This window comes from Parabacteroides sp. AF17-3, assembly GCF_003635445.1.
Classification (GTDB): Bacteria; Bacteroidota; Bacteroidia; order Bacteroidales; family Tannerellaceae; genus Parabacteroides; species Parabacteroides goldsteinii.
On the sequence record NZ_QTMM01000007.1, the window covers coordinates 119,675 to 137,676 of the forward strand.

Sequence of the window (18,002 nt, forward strand, 5' to 3'; positions counted from 1 at the left end):
ATTTTTATATTTTATTTAATGCATACTCGATTGGTGTCTTAATTCTATAGGCGAAAGTGTTGTATATTTCTTCATACTCCATTTCATCAAAGTCTAGATCACCATCAATATCTGCAATATATGTTTCGAAATATGTTTTTAGTTGTTGAGAGATTGTTTTAATAGCTGTAACAGCGTCTCCATCGTATGCAAGTACGACAGTTTTAACTCCTTTTTGTTGTATTTTATATATCTGTGTAGTCGAAATTTTTTTTCCAAATGTGGCTATTACTGCTATCCTGTGATTGTCATATAGTTCTAACTTTCTGGTTAGTGCAATAACATCAAAAACTCCTTCTACTAAAATGACGGTATCGGTTTCTCCTTCAATGATTGTATCATAGTTGTATAGCAACTTCATGAATTCATTTTCGGTAGAGTTTTTATATCGTCTCAATTGAAATATGCCCGTTCTTTTTGCTTTTCGATTATATTCTTCTATGTCTGATTTAGGCCAAGTATGTCGGGCCACCCATCCAACTGTATCACCAGCGTCAACAATGAGGAATATTACATAATTGTCGAATTGAAAGTTGCACCCTCTTGTTGTGCCCACTGGGAAATATTCATAATCATCAGCATTAAATCCACGAGATTTTAAATAATTGTTTTTATAGCATCTTTTAAATCCTTTAGGAGGTTTTATAATATCTAAGGAGTCATCAATTTGTTCTCCAGTGGTGTCGAGTAGAAGAGAGGCTTCTAATTCAACGTCAAGTGTAGTAGTAGCTTCAAATATTAAGTCGGATCTTTCAAGTTTTTCTAATAAAGGATTGAGTTCTCTGTTAGATTTTCCACATGAAAAACAATGCGAAGCAAATAATTGTTTTCTTGCAGTAGGCTTACCAATGTAAACCGCAAACTTGTGTTTTTTTCGACAGTAAGGACAATACTCTGCTATCAGGTTTTTTTCTGATCCGTCAAGGTGTCCATTCAGTTCAATTTTGAGTTCCTGTATAATGAACTCAACTTCTTGTCTGCTGTAGTTCATTTTGACAATGCAAATATAATGACAAAAATTAATTAAAAAACTAAAGGCCCATAGAAATATACCATGAGCCTTCATTTTTCATTTTACTTTACTCAGATTTAACGTTCTTTGTCGATCATAGAACACTTCGTCTTCATATCTAGTAGCTATTTTAAAAGTATTCCCTTTTTTGAAAAACCTTGATTTGGCAACATGGAGCCGCATAATATTTTCTTTTCTCTCATTGTCCGACTGATTCATCGAAATTAAATGGGTCATAGGTCTTGCTAGACCCTTTGCTTCTGAACAGTTATACTCTGTCAATACATTCTTTTCATCGTTTAACCAATCTCGATTTTCCATTGTCGCCTGATAAGTAACAACTATCCAAAGATCTTCGTCCCCGGCAATATCTTTCAGGTCATTTGCAACTGCAATTCGTTTATGTCGTTCGTGATCGCTATCCCAAGTTTTTCCACTCGCATCTCCAAGCAAATCCATACTATCAATAATAACGAGATCAGGAGCAGAACCATAAGTTTTTTTGTATTCATCAATTCCTGCTTTTATATCGATTGTGGTAACTTTATTATTGAATCTGGGAAATGCCTTTACATCAATATTACCTGCATATTGATCCATTTGGACAATAAATCGATCCATCTCAGCATCGCTTAATCTTCCTCTTTCATATAAGTATGAACTTTTTTCGATAAGAGCTCCAGAGTACGCATCAACAACCTCTTTTTGAGATCCTTCTAACTGAAAATGCAATACATTCAAACCATCATCAATTGCTGCATGTAACCCGACATGTCTTGCAATATGGGACTTGCCAACTCCAGTAGGTGCAAGAAAGCAAGTAAGCTGGGTTCTTAAATTTCGTCCTCCATTAAGATTATCAAGATCATCAACATAAAATCTCGAAACAATAGGCTTGTTTTGAAGCTTCATGTCTTCCATTGCTCTTAAATTGTCATCATATCTTTCTTTAAAAGTTCCAATCACATCAATAAAACTAGAAGAATGAAGGGAGAATGAGTTAAGCCATTCCGCGTATTTCTTAATCTCATCTTGCGCTTTCTCTGCTTGCCCTTTATTATAGTAACTTGGAATTTTCGCATATAGCTGCTTTAGTTTTACATCCTTGATGAACTCTTCCAGTGTGTCAATAATAATCTCATCTGTTTCATTATATGTTACTTCATTTATCGTTTGAACCAATTCAACAGCATCTAAATCATCTCTAACCTTTTCCATTAGAATACCAACTGACGGAGAACATTTATTTGCTTTGAAATAGATACTGATGATCTTATTGATTGTCTGAAATTGTTTATCTGGCAAGTAATCAGGTTTCATGTTCTCAACGATGATACCGCAAATATTACTCCGCTTCAAAGCTACATTATATAAAATATATAGGAAATCCTCACTTAAATGTTTTATTTCGTCTTTTGCCATCTGTCTAGTCTAATTCTAAATAGTTCAGGGTATAATTTTTGTGTGAGAGCTTTGCATTCTATTATTGAATTACAATGAATACAACTTTTAGAGAATGGAGTGTATAGTAAAGTGCTTCTTTCACACATCAGAACTCCCATTTTTAGTTTCTGTGCTCTTTTCTTAGTTTGTTCTTCCGATTCCAGATAGATGTATTTGGCTAGGGGATGAGTTGTACAGTCTGAGATAATAGCTTCTAGTTCGGATCTTGTTAATCCATTTTCTTTTAGCCATTGATCTTCGAAATATCTTTTTCCACCTTTGAATTCGATATATCTTTCTATTGATTTGGGACCAAATGATAGATTAGGTTTCCAAATCCTATTTAGATCTCTGCGATAATGGACTAAACAGATACAGTAATCTACAATACGTCCGTTACTTATTTCTCCAAATTCTTTTTCTAATCTATCGACAAATGCCTCCATTTCTCTGTACACTTTTCCACCTCCGGGAAAAGAAAACTGAGGATGGAGGCATTTTCTTTCTATCTGAGTATAAATCGTGACAAACTTTTTAATCAGTTCGTCTTTCACCATTTCTAGTTAATTTTCTTTGTAAAAATTGCCTGGCTAAGAACAATCTACTTTTTATTGTATCAATGTTCTTTGATTTGAGATTTCCATTCCGATATGATATTTCAACTATTTCGTTTAACTTGTACCCTGCATGCTGTAATAAAAAAGCTTCTCGATAAATAGGTTTTAATGACTGTAGAGCTTCAATTTCTTCATCATTATATATTTCAGTCCACTTTCTGCAATTGAGAGCATCATCTTCTGAATTGTTGGGTTCATACATAAATTCTTCTGAATTCTCAATATTAACATCATCAGTAGGTTGAAGTTGTCTTGTTCTTCTTTCTTCCAGATCATGAACAAATCTTTTACATATTATGTGGAGCCATGTTCTGATAGACATTGAGGGGTTATAAGTTTCTATGTATTTATAGTAATTCACTAAACATTCGACATAATTGTCATCTATATATGCTTTTTGCATTGAATATTGAATTACTAACTTATATATCATGTTTTCATATGGTACGACATACTGGTAGAATAATTTATGTTTTCTTTTTATGTCTTCATCTGTATCTGGCCTTCGCTCTATTGCTCTGTTTGTTTGTGCTTCCACGCTTCTGATACTTGGTGTTTAAACTCTGAATGTAGTAGGGGAGATAAGTGCTTTTTTAAACAGTAGGATAACCATTCTTTTTCATATTCAATGAACTTATTTCTTACTTCTTCGTCTGAAGGCTTATCAGACTTAGAAAGAAAATCATAAAAGCGACTCAGGATTATACCAAGTTCGTTCAAATGTTTATCTATTGCTCTACGATTTCTTCTTGAAATACTCATAATCGGTAACGTTTACATATTAAATGAAATAAATGGCATGCATCGGCTTCATTATCATCAACTGGAATTAGACCATATTTATCAATCATTGCTTGTATCATGTCTTTTTTATCAGCTTTGCCATTGTTAGTAGCAAATTTTTTGATAGAAGATACATTTACGAATATTGGTTCTGGAAGACTAAGTTTATCACACACTTCCATAAGTATTCCTCTAAATTCACTCAACTTTCTCATACCAGAAAATTGCCCCCCTACATTTACATCTTCGGCTGCAATCAGTCTAATATTGTTCTTTGTTATAAAGTTTAGTATGGTTGTTCTAAAATCTAGGTGCTGTTTCCAGTCGTTTGATTTCTTTTCGGTAAAATCCCAGGTTCCAGAACTAAGTGTAGAATAGTATCCACAATGTGTGGCAATATCTAGTGCCAATATATCTTCTTTCTTCAGGTCAACAGGTACTTTTAAATGATTATCCATTAATTGTTGAGTTTCCGTTTTGTTTTGTTATTACTAATTTGTGAGGGTATGATTCTGCAGTTTTACCATGTGAAACAACTAATGATGTTATTTTTAGTTTGTTAAGAGAGTCCAATATATGAATTAACCCTTCCTCATCAACTGCTGCTAATATTTCATCCAATATTAATAAATCAAGACCTTTATCTCCTTCAGCATTGTTATTAGTAAGAGTATTCATTGCAAGGATTGTTGCAAGTTGTATTCTACTTTTCTCTCCTTCTGAGAATTTAGCGAAACTACCTACATCGATGCCGTCACGAAGTAGCGAGACTGATATTTTGTCTCTAATCTTTCCAGACTTTAACATTGTATATCCATCAAATCTAACTCTTAGATCACTGCCGATTTGCTCAAGGAAATTGTTTGTGATATCGTTTAAAGCTTCAACCTTACTGTTAGCTAAGTAAGTTTTAAAAGCAATGAATCTAGCTTCCTGTGTGTTCAATAATTTTATCCGCTCATCCAGATCGTTGCTCTTTTTGTATACTATCGCTTTTTTCTTTTTGTATTCCTTAAGAGAAGATTGTAATGATGATATTATTGAGTTCTCATCCTCTGTTTCTAGTTTGTTGATCAATTCTTTTTTTGCCTCAATGATACCATTATAATTAGAAATAGACTCGTTTGCCGATTTTATGGAGTTTGAAAGCCTTGTAAAACATCTTGTAATATTATTGAAAATATCATCAAATATATTGTTAACCAAATGAGTTTGTTTCTCTTTCAGTTCCTTAATGATATTTTCTATATTGCTTTGTTGTCTTTTGACATCTTGCAGCTTTTCGTTTTTAAGGGTGACTGCTCTTTCTGCTGCCTTAAAATCTTTTTCAATAGTCTCTAATAAAGAACACCTAACTATTTTTGACTTATTTGATTTATCAATATAATTATCAATACACTCTAAGTCTTTGACTGATTTTTCTATTTCACTAATACATATATTATTCTCATCTGTATGATATTTGATTAGAGATTTAGCATTGTCAATATCAAAGTCTTTATCTCCAAGAATGAAATGTTTCTTACAATGAGGACATTCAATAGAACCACTAATTTTTGCTTCCAGATCTGAGATTGTAGAATTGTTTTTAGTAATCTTTGCCCTGAATGACTTGATGACTTCATTCAGCTTCTCTCGCTTAACACAATATTCTTGTCTTTTGACTTCAAAATCTGAAATGAATTTATCATAAGTAACTTTTTCACTGTTGAACTTCTCTTGATGGTGGGTTAAATCTATTGATAATGATTGTAAGTCTGATTCAACCTGGATAATATCTTGCCCCAGTTTCTCATATTCTTCATTCTTTAGCTTAATCTGATCAGATAACTGATCTCTAGTTTCATTGAAGGATTTTGAATCATAAGAAACTAAATTTGTTTTAGACAATATTGTATTTATATTACCCAAAATCTCATTAATAGCGATTTCTTGAGACTTATCGTCCAGTTCATTTAGTTCATCACCGACAGTGTTTAGAGTGTTCTGCTCTGATTTATAGGATTCAATATTAGCTTTTTGCTCATTAATTAAATCCTGATGGCTTTTAATTAAGTCTTTTACTTCTTGAATACGTTGAGATTTTGTTATTTGCCTTGTTTCGGCATTTTTCTTTTCATTCTCAATTTGTTCTTCAGTAGCAGATATTCTACCTTCAAAGTTGGATAATTCAAGTTTGGTATTATCAAATTGCTCCATTAAAGGTTTTTTATCAATCTGTACAGCCTGGATAGATTGATCCACCAAGTTCCCGTTACTAAATTTATTGATGATTTCTTTCTTGTCCTTGTCGGAGGCAGATAGAAAGTCTTGGTACCGATGTTTTGAAAGAATATAACTATTGTATATTTCATCTTTACTTAGACCAAGTAGATCAAGAATGTACTTGTTATATTCATCTACTCCAGATTTAACAGTAGAGCCATCATCAACCAAGTTACCATCTCTATACATGGAAACAGTAATATCTGGTGATCCTTTTCTGTAGATTGTTCTTTCTATATCTACAGATATTTTATTGACGGTATTTTCTAGCCTTATTCCGATAAAAGCATTTTCTTCATCATTATTTATAAGTTCATCATTCTTTACCTGACGAAGAGGGGACCCGGTTAACCCAAATACGATTGCTTCAGTCAATGCTGATTTTCCAGAGCCATTACTCTTTTGGCTATCATTATCCAAATTGTTTCCAAATACTAATGTTGTTACTCCTTGGGTGAATGAATAATCAATATCTTTCAGTGTACATATGTTCTTTATTCTTATTTTCTTTATTTTCCACATCTTATTGTATCACATTTAAGTATTTAATTCCAATCTCTGCTTCTTCGTCTGTAATATTGTTTTCCTGGCAAAATGATGAGTACACATCTTTCAATCCATTCTTGTCATAACGTTTACCAAAGTCGTTCTGAGAGGTTTTTATCAGTTCGACATTATCTTGTGTTACTTCTACTTTTGATGCTCCAGAATCGATTAAAAACTGTTTGTCAATGCTTTTAACCTGCTCTGGTTTACAGTTGATTTTTACCCTCACTTTATATCCATCATGAACAAGATCATCGATGGTTTCTTTCATATGAGAGTTAATCTCTTCGAAAGAAACTTCAAGGGTTTTATATCTGATGTTAACCTCGTTTTTGATAAATTGAGTTGAACCATCTGAGAATAAGATTGTGTACCCCTTTTCTTCATCCTCTCCAAAATTGTGCTGTCTGGATGATCCGATGTATTCAATATTAGCAAACTTGCATCGGTTATGATAATGGCCAACTAATACTTGATCCCAGTCTTTGAATATCTTTGCTGGTAACTCGTCATCACTAGGTTGGGAGAGGGCACCACGTATTCCTTGATGGATGTATAGAATCCATTTTTCGTAATTTGTTCCTGAGAAATATTCTGTTATTTCTTGTAACTTGTCAGAGAAAGAACCGTTCTCTGGAAAATAGGACATAAGTCCTACACCGATAGGTCCAAATCCGACTTCTCCCCAGGTATCAATCACCCTTACATTGTCGAATGAGTCAAACACATGACAATATCCTCTTAATGTTTCTTGGTCTACTTTATCATGATTACCTTCAATAATAGTTAGTTTAATATTATTGTCAAGACATTCCTGAAATGTATCATGTACAGCTAAAAGAATGTCTAGGTTTTGGGAGGACCTACTGAGAAATAAATCACCTCCGACTAAAATATGGTTAATCTGGTTATCAATAGCTATATTTATAGCTTCTCCCCAGTTCAATTTAAAATCATTAATAGTATCCTTACCAACATGTACGTCATTTAAAAGTAAGGCTACCGCTTTTTTCTGCACTACTATTGATATTTAAAAAGGACATACCTTCTGTTTCGATATGTCCTTTCATTTATCTGTTAAGTCTTTGTTATTGTCTTCTTCTGCGTCGAGGAGTCGCTTCTTCAGTTGGAGCTGGATCAGCTGTTGTTTCTTCTGTTTCTTCCTTTTTTTCTTCAGGAGCATCATCAGAAACATCTTCTTCCGGTGTTTCTTCTACCTCTTTCTTGCTTTTAACTGATGTTGTTGCTTTCTTAGATGTAGGTTCCCCACCTAATGTATCTAGTTCTGCTTCAATTTCATCAAGGAGATCACTATTTGATTTGCCACGTTTAACAGCAACAGATAGATTTTTACTTTTAATATATTCTGAAATCAACGATCTTAAGTTCTGTCCTTCTTCTGTTTTGTCTCCAAGTTTTTTGTCCTGAAGATCGTCATAGATGGCAGCCAGTTTATCAAATGTTATGTCTTCATCACTTACTTCACCTGATTTGTCATCATCACCCGATTTGAAAGAGAAAGAAGAAGTGTCATCTGCCGGTAATTCGCCTTTCAGAATTTCGATAGCATTTAGCATATCTTCATGTTCCATAATATTTAGATCACTTGTCTCATCATATTGCTTAAGAAACTCGATTGTTGCGTCCATATGATACTTTGTGTATCGGTAGATGATTTCTGGAAGAGTAGGAGCACTCATTAAGTCCTTAAGCTGTTTTTCGCTCAGTTCGTATGAGTCACTAACAACATCAACAATAAATTTGTATTCGGTTTTATTGTTTTCTTTTTTCTTAGTGATCTCAATAGGAAAACCTTTATTCCACGATGAAATAGGACAAGGAAATTTTGCATTCTTTGATTTAGTAATCATCTTTTTCCAAACAGATTCTTTCTGATCTTCAAGATCTTTAAACTGACCATTTGATGCTTCCCATATCATCATTCCATCGGCTTCTTTGTCCAGATTAATTACATACATTGCATGATTATAACCGTATGCAAGTCCCCCTCCAAACGTACCTCCTTTGATTTTCTTTACCAGATCTTCGTCATCCTTTACTGCATCTAAAGCCAATTTTTTATATGTATCGATCAAATCCACGGAGTAACCAGCATCAGTCGCTTTACATACCTTCACGTACATAAATTTCTTTTTGGCTTCTTGATCCGGATTATTGATCTTCAATAGCATTTGGCGAACTGGATATTCATACCCTCTGCGATCTGATTTAGGTGGCAAAGGTAAAATACGAATATTATATGAACCTAATGAGTCCATGACAAAGTATTTAGCTTTTACAAAAGATACTTCTTCCTTCGCTTTTCTTGCTTGTGCTTCTTCTAATGATTCTTGGCTATCTGAAAATAAGTCTTGTAATGATTTTTCTTGTAATTCCAGGTCTTTTTCGTTTACTTCTGACATAATAAATTGCTTGATAATTAAATATTTCTGTTATAGTCTTCCCACTGTTCATTATATGCACCAACATAAGCTTCAGTTACTTCAGATGGTCTAAAATCCAATCTTTCCATGACTTTAATACTCAAATTTTCTGAAGCAAACCAAATAATTTTTTGAATTACTTCATCTAATTCTGTTGATGTACAATTTTTTAAATCTTGGTATGAAAATTCGTTTTTGAAGAGTCTTGTTGTTCGGGTGGGTGCGAACATTTTTTCGAACTTTCTGTATAAAACCTCTACTTTAGGATGGTCCGGTAATTCGTCTGATATGGTTTTTAAAACTACCGCGTAAAGGTATTTCATGCGAGGGAGGGTTTTGTTGGGCTTCTTGTCGCAGATAAAAAATGAATATTCACCATCTGGTAATCTTCGAATTTCTCTTTGTAACTCTGCTAGATCTGGTCGCTTACCTCTAATATGGACCAACCCTTTTTTTAGAATTGACACTACTTCATATACTTTGTTTTCTTATTACGATGCAAATGTAAATACAATAAATTAAATATGCAAATAAATTAGATAAAAATAATTATACTACTGTATATCAATGTTATAGTATTTTATTTCTGAATCTATATGTTATATCAATTAGAACTCCATCTTTAATACTAAACATTCTTTGATTAGTGTTTTTTGATTTAAGTCCTCCTAAAGCTTCAATGTATGGTCCAAGTTTGATATAATCAAAATACTGGAAAGGAAAAGTTTTATCTGATTTATTAGGGAACATCTGTTTTCCCGAATACCATCCAACTTTAATATTATAACGTTCTTTTATGTATTGAGCAAAATATGAAACTTCAAAAGGGGCATCATCACCACCCATAAACCCTATAAGTGTAATCTCTTCGTGATATTTATCCATAAATTCATCTATGGTATCTTTTGTTAATAATTCTCCAATGTCTTTAACTAAATAACTAGAATGACAGCCTGGACAATGACAAGGGCAATTGGAGATATTTATACACAGTGCAACTTCATCTGGGAATTCTTGAAAAGTTACATCTGTATTGACATATTTAAGCATCACTGTTCATATTTCCATAATATCGTTTTGAAGCTTCTTCTTGACGAGGTTTAGAGAAGTTAGATATAAGACGTAAATAGCCAATTATTCGCGTCGCGTAATCAATATTTTCACTTCCGCATTTTGGGCACTTATCTAATGTATGTTTCGAAATATGTCCACATTCTCTGCAAACCGTATTTTTAACATTGAATGTAAAGTAGTTTGTGCCTTCCTTAACTGCAATCTGAAGAAGCTTTGAATATTGATTTCTAGTTAGATGTTCTGCTAGATTACAATGAAGAGCTGATCCTCCATCAAGATTGCTTACATATCTTCTTCCATGAAGTTTGAACTTTTCAATAATGTTTGTGTCCGATTCTGGAAGAAAGAAGTAAGAATTATAACAGTCACGAGGTGAAAAATAACCATCTTCCTTATCCCAGTTTGCATTCTTTACGCCTAAAGACTCTCCTGGAACAAATTCTGTGTTGAATAATAGTTCGTCTGTTTTATGACTACTATTCTCTCTTGATATAGTTTTTAAAATCGTATTTGTGAATCCTTCATAGGATTTATTATCGCTAACATCAATCCCCATGTATTCTGCTGCTTCATTAATACCGTTGATTCCAATTGTAAGATACTGTTGCTTCATTGAGATAAACCCTGCTTTATATACCGGTAACATATTTGCGTCATACAATTCTTTCAATAGTTCATTGTAGGCTGTATGATATTTATAGACACGATCCAGTATTGTCTCCAAATAAGTTGGAAATTCTGTTGGAAAAGTCATTTTTACATTTGTTTTAGTCCAGTCTTGGACTATTCTATTGATATTCAGGGTAATAACTGATTTGCTACCTGTGGACTCTCCAGTTAGACCATTTGTAAAGCTAAAAGTGTTGTCTGATAATTCATTACGTAAACGGCAACAGCTTGATAAGCTATCTACATTATCACTAATATATGTAAAGAATGAATGGCCTTCAGAATACATTTTAGCTACAAACTCAGCCCATTCTTCATCAAGAATTTTATTCTTACCATCGGAAAGTAATGCAACTGTTTCAACAGGGAAAGTTAAAACACATTTAGTTCTTTCATGATTGAACCACTGCATGAATTTCTTTTGTAGCCAATTAATAGATTCCCATTGAGGTTGTGTTCCGTCTGGATAATAGAAGTGACCGAACATTCCATGCCAGTAATTTTTGTCAAAGTAAGATATGTTAGTAAATGGACTTTGAAACGATCTATTTCCAGCAGGTTGATTAATCGAGTAGACTATTTGCTGAAAATATTGTTCAATCTGCTTGTTTACACTTACTCCATATTCTTCTCCTTCATGTTGTTTCAGTCGAGCAATTCTATTTTCAGTAAATAAGTAGTAGTCATCTCCCCATTCTTTGCGTGCAAAATAATCGAACATATTAAAGAAAGAAGCAACAGCTACAGCGCCTGCGAACTGAGAGGATACAGCAAATATCAAATTTACAAACATTCCGCAGAATGAATCTAAGTTTTTAGGTGCCGCTGATAATCCCCCTAGATCCTTCAGGCCGTTTTGCATAAATGGATAACAATTAATAGCAACACAATAGGGGACAGTTCCAAAAGAAAAAGAATTTTCATCATTCTTATATATAATATGTGAGTTTAAATCTTTTTCATAATCCGGAGCTTGATCTCCATATAGTTTATGAAGCATTTTAACAACACGATACCTGTTTAGTTTGATGGCATCTTGTTTGGGGATTTCTGCGTTTAAAGTTGCAATATTTTTAGCTGCCACATTAGCATTTGAATCATAAACACTACCAGTAGCTGCATTTTCGGCATTTGAGTACTCATAGATAAATTGATTCTTCTTTGCAAGCAGTGCTAGTTCTCTAGCTTTATTTCTCTCATTCCTATAATCTTCAAAACACTTAGCTATATAATCGAAACTATCTTCTCGGAGAGTTTTGATGATTAAATCTTGAATATCTTCTACAGATGAACTTTCAGTTATTTGTCTAATAACTTTATCTGTTACCCTTTCGGTTATTTTTATTTCAGGTAAATCAAATTTTCCTGAAGTTGCTTTCACAGCACTAGAGATGGCACTAGAGATACAAAATGGGTCAAATGGGACAATACGTCCATCACGTTTTGTAATAGTTTTAGTTGGCATGTAATCCTTTTTGTTTAAGTGTAAAATGTTTGATATAATTTTCTTGTTCCTTTTTGAATGTAGGAGAAACTTGGAAGCCGCAACATTTGGGCTCTCCACATAGTCCATTTCGATAGACACACTTACGAACCATCATTGAAGCTAGTTCTGGATCAATCTCGTTGATCTTTTCTTTAATGGCAGAGAATACTTTTATTGTTTCTAGAGAAGCCATATTACAGAGACGAAGTTTTGCCATATCGATCAGTGATTGAGCATTTACAAGTATAGAGAGATTTGTCAATGCATTTCTTCCAGATCTATTTCTTAACTCTTCAAGTAACTCATACATCTCTTTGGTTTCTTCTTCAGCACGATATTCTTCTGGAATAGCTAGGATTTCCGATAAACGATCTGCAATATAAGGACACTGGTCTTTTCCTCCATCACGATCAGTTCTCATTGATAATTGAAATTTCTCAATACCGACATGGTGTCTTACATAGTGAGAAACAACAAAAAGAGGTGCGTTTTTTATCTCAATCCAAAACAATTGTGTTCTAGCGGGAGAGTGCTCGGATTTATAGATACTCAATAAACTTTGATTGCTTTTTCCTAGGAATGTAGACTCACATGCAGAAAGCATTAGTTCACGATCAGTTAATTTTCTAACAGTTACATAGAAATTTTCATTTAACATTTATATAATTAGATATTTGCTTGGGCGAAGAAATGTGCCCATTATCAAGGATAGCGATGCAAAGGTAAGTTCTATTTGTAAAATAAGCAAATAAATTTGATAAAAAAAGGAACACCCTGTAAAAGAGTGCTCCTATGTGTACATTAATAATAATATCCTTCTTTTTTCTTGGATTCAATATATTTTTTTATCTGATTCATTTGGAGCCTTTCGTAATAAGCTTTTCTTTTTGATGTTAATACTTTTGCTCTTTCACTGCAAAGTTTGTTTCTTCTGTAATCATCAAGATATCGGTAGAACTTATTTTTTTGAAATACTGGGTTAGGGGAGGCTAGTGTAATAGCTTCTATAACCTTTATTTTAGGCTCCGGAAAAACACTTTTTGGTGTAGAAGACATAATTAGTTCATATTCTATTGGCGTTTCATATTTTAAAAGAAAACCTAATTTAGTCTCTTCAAACAGTCTTTTCTTTTTTGTTCCTTTTGGTCTTCCTGGTTTCCCGTTGGGTTTTGACTTCAGTGTTATCCTTACTCCGTTCTTTATTAATGGTTTCGTAGCCATCTTCTTTCATTTTTTCTAATAAATATAAATCACGATCCAAATTTGATATGTTCATAATAATACAAGTTTATAAATATGCCTCTGCATTACCAGGTTTTGTTTTTGTAACATATGTACAACTAAAAGTAACTTCTCTTTCTTGATGATCAGGATAGTAATGAAAAGGACATGTAATATTTCTACTCTCTGCTTGGCATTCCCAAGTTAATCCATAGTTAATATCCTCTTTCTTTCCAAATCCAGCAAATATAACCCCACTGATAACTGTAGCAGGTGCACCTATTGAATTTGGAATATTAAACCAATGACCAGCACCACCCGCAGGTTCAATTTTTCCTCCAATAGATACAACACCTCCAATTTGAACAAACGTTAATCCATCTTGAGTAGCGATCTTTATTCCTGTAGTGGATTTTAAAGCAAATTTTTCATCCAAACTTTTCATCTCTTCTTTGACAATTTGTCTTACTCCTGAATCAGCAGGAGAGTCTCCGATTTTTGCTGCTCCAATCGCATTTCTGATATTCTCCTTTTCGTTTTCGGTTAAAGTAGGAAGATCTGAAAGTTTCTTGTCTTTGCGCAGGTAGTAACTTTCGCATTCAGATTTTGAAAAAATATTTAGATTCTCTCTTGCTTCAGCTTTATCATTGACATCGCTCAAATTATTGGCCGCGTCTAATTTTCCTGCTAATGCCTGGCTTACATCATTGCCATTTACCATCCCATCATTACCAGAACCAATGCTTCCCTGTTTTATATTATCAAGTTTAGCTTTGTCAGCAGATGTAAAGTTCTGTTCTGACAATCCCATTCCGGCAACCGAATTAACTTTTTTAGCTAACTCATCATCTACATATGCTTTTTTTGCATAGACGAAGTCTAATGATTGTCCTGATTCTAGTATTGTTCCTGATATATTGAATTGTCTAGCTACAATTGAAACATCTCCTTGTTCATTTTTGATAACCAAGTCATTTTTCGATGTGTCTGAGTAGCCTATAGAACCTAGAATCACTCCTGCATTATCTTTCCAGGCAATCGATTTATTATAATTAGGTTCCCTGTAACTATGTGCTGTATCTCGAAGCGTAATCCCAAACTCGTTAGTTGATTCTTCTGTAAATGAGCCATATGAAATCACTGTGTTTTTACTTCCATCAACGCGGAATAATAACTGTTTTTTACCTCCATATACATTAAAATGACGTGGTGTATTTGCAGTTCCGTTATAACCGGTTCTATTAATATTTATACCGCCATCTTCACCTTTGGTGCTAAAGTTATCAATTTCATTACCTTTAATAGCTAGTTCTGAAGTTCTTAGTTCATTAACACCTATAAGGTCACATGCTGTGTTTGTAGGTGAAATAACCAACTTTTCAATACCTCCAGAGATAAATTTGATGCAACCGTCATAACCGAATAGTAACTTGCTTAGTTCGGCTCCATTTTTTAAGAAAGAGTATTGACCGTCTCCGGAGGATGAGATAGACTGTTTTATTTCAACCTGTTTATCTGAATTGATTTGTGTAATATTGCCGACACTAGTTATATTTCCTTTGACTGATATATTTTTATCAAATGCAATATTTTGTGAGACTGTCTGTTGGTTGAATGCACTATTTAAGGTTACTGCATATTTACCAAAGAACTCGTCCTTAAGCCTTGGGATATATGTACTTGTGATTTTTATGAACTGCTTGTCTATAGGCTCTACATCTGATCCGAAGCATTCGTATATAATACAACCTTGTTGAGTCGCATCCCCAGCATATTTGACAGATTCAGTCCTTTCTTTTTCTACAATGTAGTATGGTTTTGTTAAATCTATACTTCCTCCTTCAAAGTGTCTAATCTTCCCTTTGATAAATACATAACCCTCAGATATTGCTATATTGGAATTATTTGTCCCGGATGTCTTACAACCGGAAAGAATGAAATTATTGCATCCTTCGAAAATAGAAGTAAGTGAAAGTGATATTTCTTGAAGTCCGATAAAATCTTCAATATATGTATACCGGCCTCCTGTTTTTGCTATAAATTCTCTCATTTTGGTTCTGATATTTTAATTTGAAATGTTTTGCCTGCAATACGATACATTTTTATCGTATTAGCAATCATTGGTACAAAATCTTCTTGCGGTATATTGATTGCCGGAACAGAGACAGAAAAACTTGTTTTGTTTATTGTAATATTTTCTTGCTTATAAAAGAATACTGGAGGTTCTTCGTTGGTGTCTTTGACAGAATCCCAATTATCAGCGACATTCCAAATAGTATAAGGAATTTGGTTGGGATCTTTGTGACGATACACAGGGACTCCAATATCTATTGAATCTTCAATTATTACCGAATCTGTTGGATCTACAAAATATTGGTTGTATTTATGATTTAAGTACCAAGTAAATAGAATAACTTGGCTTGTCATTGATGCTTCAATTTTCTTCTCTTTTGCAAAATTGATGAATTCTTCATTTTTTATCTGTAGAGGATATATAAAAGATTGCATAAAGAGAACATACTGTCTATTTCTCAAATAGTATGGTATAAGCATATTCATTAAACGATCAAAATTTATAGAATACCTGCTCATACTACATCTACCTTTAGAACTATAGCTTCTCTGAAATTTGGAATATTAGCTTCTTGATCCTCTTTTGATGATTCTCTCAAGAAGCCGGAGCTGGCATATGTCATTCTTCCGATTCTCCTTTCTTCAGCCATAGAACCATCACTTTCATACGATACAATGTAGACTCCTTGTTGTGGGACTGCATTAACATCCATATAAACATCGGTAACATGCTCAATGGACATTAAACAGCTAATAATGTTTGAAACATAAATTGCAGAATTAAATTTTGTTTCCATTATAAAGCTATTTAATGCTTCATCAATTTTGCTTCTCATAGTCTCTTCTGGTAAGGCTCCATCATGATAAACTGTTAATCGAGGTATAATTATGTCACCCTTTCTACTTACGACTTCTATATTTGTTCCAGCAAACTTGATCTGATTTACATAAGAAGTAACCATCATAAGTTGATCAGATGTAAGAGGAGACAGTTTTCCATTTGTTCCGGAAGCAACTTTCAATATCAGCTTAGTATCTAAACTTTGATCATTTGTGTCTTCTTGATAAGAAGCCTGAGTTACAATACGTTTTGTTGTATCTAATTTTTCATATCCAAATCCAAGTCCATCTTCTCGGATTTTGAGTTTATCACCGTGTTGATATTTAAGTAGTGAATTGACATAATATGAAGGTGTTCCGTTAATTCTTTCCTGTAGGGCACTGTTCATATCATATGTAAAGATATCCATTATAGTTTCAAAGGAGAAAATAGCTGTAGCTACTGTCCATGCTATACCATTAAAAATAGAGACTTTAGAATCACTCTGAATATCAGATAATTCAAGCCTTTTGTCTTTCTCTGCTACAATTTCTTTGTAGATATCATTAATGCTTCTTGCCATTATATAGTGTATGTATTATTTGTTAGTATAAATTTCCAAGGACCTGATGATTCTTTATGTTCATTTACTATTACCCATATTGCTTCCATACCGGTGAGAGGATTTTTTATGTCTTTTGGTTTTTGATATAGACCTGTAGGGTTAATAGAACCAATCAGATTTACAGTACAGTTTCTTCTAACCCCGTAGTTTTTTACAAGAGATATCAAGTATTGATCGATTACAGATTGTTTTATGTTGGAATATGATAAATTGATTATTTGGGCTTGTCGTAACTGGATAAGGGGTGTAAGGTTTGTTAATTTAGTATGTACTAAATCAATGTTAGTTAGTACGTTGTGGTCTGCTAAATATAAGAACTCTATATCAAATAGACTTGTGGCTCCCCTAAAAGATAAAGACTCAACGTAAAGAGGGGAGACAACATATAATTTTATTGGCGGAATGTTGCTAAAGTCTATTTGGTATAAACTAAAATCACCATAGAACTTGATTTTCCTGTTTCCTAATATTTCATTGTTTGCTACATGACTCACATTACGTAAACTACTTGATAAATCAATATTCTCAATGGGGGAATTATCTCCCCAATCAATTTTAATGTTCCCATTTCCTGAGACATTAAAACCAAAGTTCCTCAATTTATTATCAATATGTATAATCATTCTTAGTTGCGGTAACATATTGTAATAAATGTTTCCAATCTGATTAGCAGGAACAATTTTGTTCGATTTATAATAATCAAGTACTGAAGAGTCTTCAAAATAATTATCTGTGTAACTTAAGATATCGCCATCTTTTATGTTTGAATCCATTGATAAGTTCGGGTTGCATACAAATAAATCCAGAATTCCTTCAACTGATCCATAAAGAGATAATGCAATGTCAAATATATTTTGTCCAACCTTGACTGTATATTTTGCCATA

The 18,002-nt window shown here is 33.3% G+C and carries 18 protein-coding genes; all 18 read right to left on the bottom strand.

Going from position 1 to position 18,002, the window contains the following annotated elements; all coding sequences use genetic code 11:
* Nucleotides 1–4: 4 nt before the first annotated feature.
* Nucleotides 5–1,030 carry a toprim domain-containing protein gene (locus DWW91_RS10985; protein WP_122327869.1) on the bottom strand — a complete coding sequence of 342 codons (1,026 nt, stop codon included), beginning with the start codon at nucleotides 1,028–1,030 and terminating at the stop codon, nucleotides 5–7.
* Between the two features lie 78 nt (nucleotides 1,031–1,108).
* Nucleotides 1,109–2,473, bottom strand: a complete 1,365-nt coding sequence (locus DWW91_RS10990) for a DnaB-like helicase C-terminal domain-containing protein (protein ID WP_122327708.1) — start codon at nucleotides 2,471–2,473, stop codon at nucleotides 1,109–1,111.
* Entirely contained in the window at nucleotides 2,455–3,051 is a 597-nt protein-coding gene (locus DWW91_RS10995) for a hypothetical protein (RefSeq protein WP_122327709.1), read from the bottom strand. Before DWW91_RS10995 ends, DWW91_RS10990 begins: the two co-directional genes overlap by 19 nt.
* Complete coding sequence (locus DWW91_RS11000) at nucleotides 3,029–3,649, bottom strand: RNA polymerase sigma factor (protein WP_233584465.1); 621 nt, start codon at nucleotides 3,647–3,649, stop codon at nucleotides 3,029–3,031. Before DWW91_RS11000 ends, DWW91_RS10995 begins: the two co-directional genes overlap by 23 nt.
* On the bottom strand, nucleotides 3,622–3,873 hold the full coding sequence (locus DWW91_RS27550; RefSeq protein WP_147426541.1) for a hypothetical protein: 252 nt from the start codon (nucleotides 3,871–3,873) through the stop codon (nucleotides 3,622–3,624). The genes DWW91_RS11000 and DWW91_RS27550 overlap by 28 nt, the downstream gene beginning before the upstream one ends.
* Nucleotides 3,870–4,352 (bottom strand): crossover junction endodeoxyribonuclease RuvC, encoded by a 483-nt coding sequence (locus DWW91_RS11005; RefSeq protein WP_122327710.1) that lies wholly within the window; start codon nucleotides 4,350–4,352, stop codon nucleotides 3,870–3,872. The genes DWW91_RS27550 and DWW91_RS11005 overlap by 4 nt, the downstream gene beginning before the upstream one ends.
* Nucleotides 4,345–6,681 carry an AAA family ATPase gene (locus DWW91_RS11010; protein ID WP_122327711.1) on the bottom strand — a complete coding sequence of 779 codons (2,337 nt, stop codon included), beginning with the start codon at nucleotides 6,679–6,681 and terminating at the stop codon, nucleotides 4,345–4,347. Before DWW91_RS11010 ends, DWW91_RS11005 begins: the two co-directional genes overlap by 8 nt.
* Nucleotide 6,682: 1 nt before the next feature.
* On the bottom strand, nucleotides 6,683–7,723 hold the full coding sequence (locus DWW91_RS11015; RefSeq protein WP_158599436.1) for a metallophosphoesterase: 1,041 nt from the start codon (nucleotides 7,721–7,723) through the stop codon (nucleotides 6,683–6,685).
* A gap of 70 nt (nucleotides 7,724–7,793) precedes the next feature.
* Nucleotides 7,794–9,128, bottom strand: a complete 1,335-nt coding sequence (locus DWW91_RS11020; protein ID WP_122327713.1) for a hypothetical protein — start codon at nucleotides 9,126–9,128, stop codon at nucleotides 7,794–7,796.
* 17 nt (nucleotides 9,129–9,145) lie between these two features.
* The gene (locus tag DWW91_RS11025; RefSeq protein ID WP_199722571.1) at nucleotides 9,146–9,472 is read right to left on the bottom strand and encodes a hypothetical protein; all 327 of its coding nucleotides are present in this window, start codon (nucleotides 9,470–9,472) and stop codon (nucleotides 9,146–9,148) included.
* Between the two features lie 247 nt (nucleotides 9,473–9,719).
* Nucleotides 9,720–10,199, bottom strand: coding sequence for an anaerobic ribonucleoside-triphosphate reductase activating protein (gene nrdG / locus DWW91_RS11030; protein ID WP_122327715.1), 480 nt, complete (start codon nucleotides 10,197–10,199; stop codon nucleotides 9,720–9,722).
* A complete protein-coding gene (gene nrdD / locus DWW91_RS11035; protein WP_122327716.1) occupies nucleotides 10,192–12,357 on the bottom strand; it encodes an anaerobic ribonucleoside-triphosphate reductase in 2,166 nt (721 codons plus the stop codon). The genes nrdG and nrdD overlap by 8 nt, the downstream gene beginning before the upstream one ends.
* Complete coding sequence (locus tag DWW91_RS11040; protein ID WP_122327717.1) at nucleotides 12,347–13,036, bottom strand: FAD-dependent thymidylate synthase; 690 nt, start codon at nucleotides 13,034–13,036, stop codon at nucleotides 12,347–12,349. The genes nrdD and DWW91_RS11040 overlap by 11 nt, the downstream gene beginning before the upstream one ends.
* 143 nt (nucleotides 13,037–13,179) lie before the next feature.
* Nucleotides 13,180–13,599: a hypothetical protein gene (locus DWW91_RS11045; RefSeq protein ID WP_122327718.1), complete on the bottom strand. Its 420-nt coding sequence runs from the start codon at nucleotides 13,597–13,599 to the stop codon at nucleotides 13,180–13,182.
* A gap of 67 nt (nucleotides 13,600–13,666) precedes the next feature.
* Nucleotides 13,667–15,649: a hypothetical protein gene (locus tag DWW91_RS11050; RefSeq protein ID WP_122327719.1), complete on the bottom strand. Its 1,983-nt coding sequence runs from the start codon at nucleotides 15,647–15,649 to the stop codon at nucleotides 13,667–13,669.
* Nucleotides 15,646–16,191, bottom strand: coding sequence for a hypothetical protein (locus tag DWW91_RS11055; RefSeq protein WP_147426542.1), 546 nt, complete (start codon nucleotides 16,189–16,191; stop codon nucleotides 15,646–15,648). Before DWW91_RS11055 ends, DWW91_RS11050 begins: the two co-directional genes overlap by 4 nt.
* Nucleotides 16,188–17,075, bottom strand: a complete 888-nt coding sequence (locus tag DWW91_RS11060) for a hypothetical protein (protein WP_122327721.1) — start codon at nucleotides 17,073–17,075, stop codon at nucleotides 16,188–16,190. The genes DWW91_RS11055 and DWW91_RS11060 overlap by 4 nt, the downstream gene beginning before the upstream one ends.
* A complete protein-coding gene (locus DWW91_RS11065) occupies nucleotides 17,075–18,001 on the bottom strand; it encodes a hypothetical protein (protein WP_122327722.1) in 927 nt (308 codons plus the stop codon). Before DWW91_RS11065 ends, DWW91_RS11060 begins: the two co-directional genes overlap by 1 nt.
* Nucleotide 18,002: the final 1 nt, after the last annotated feature.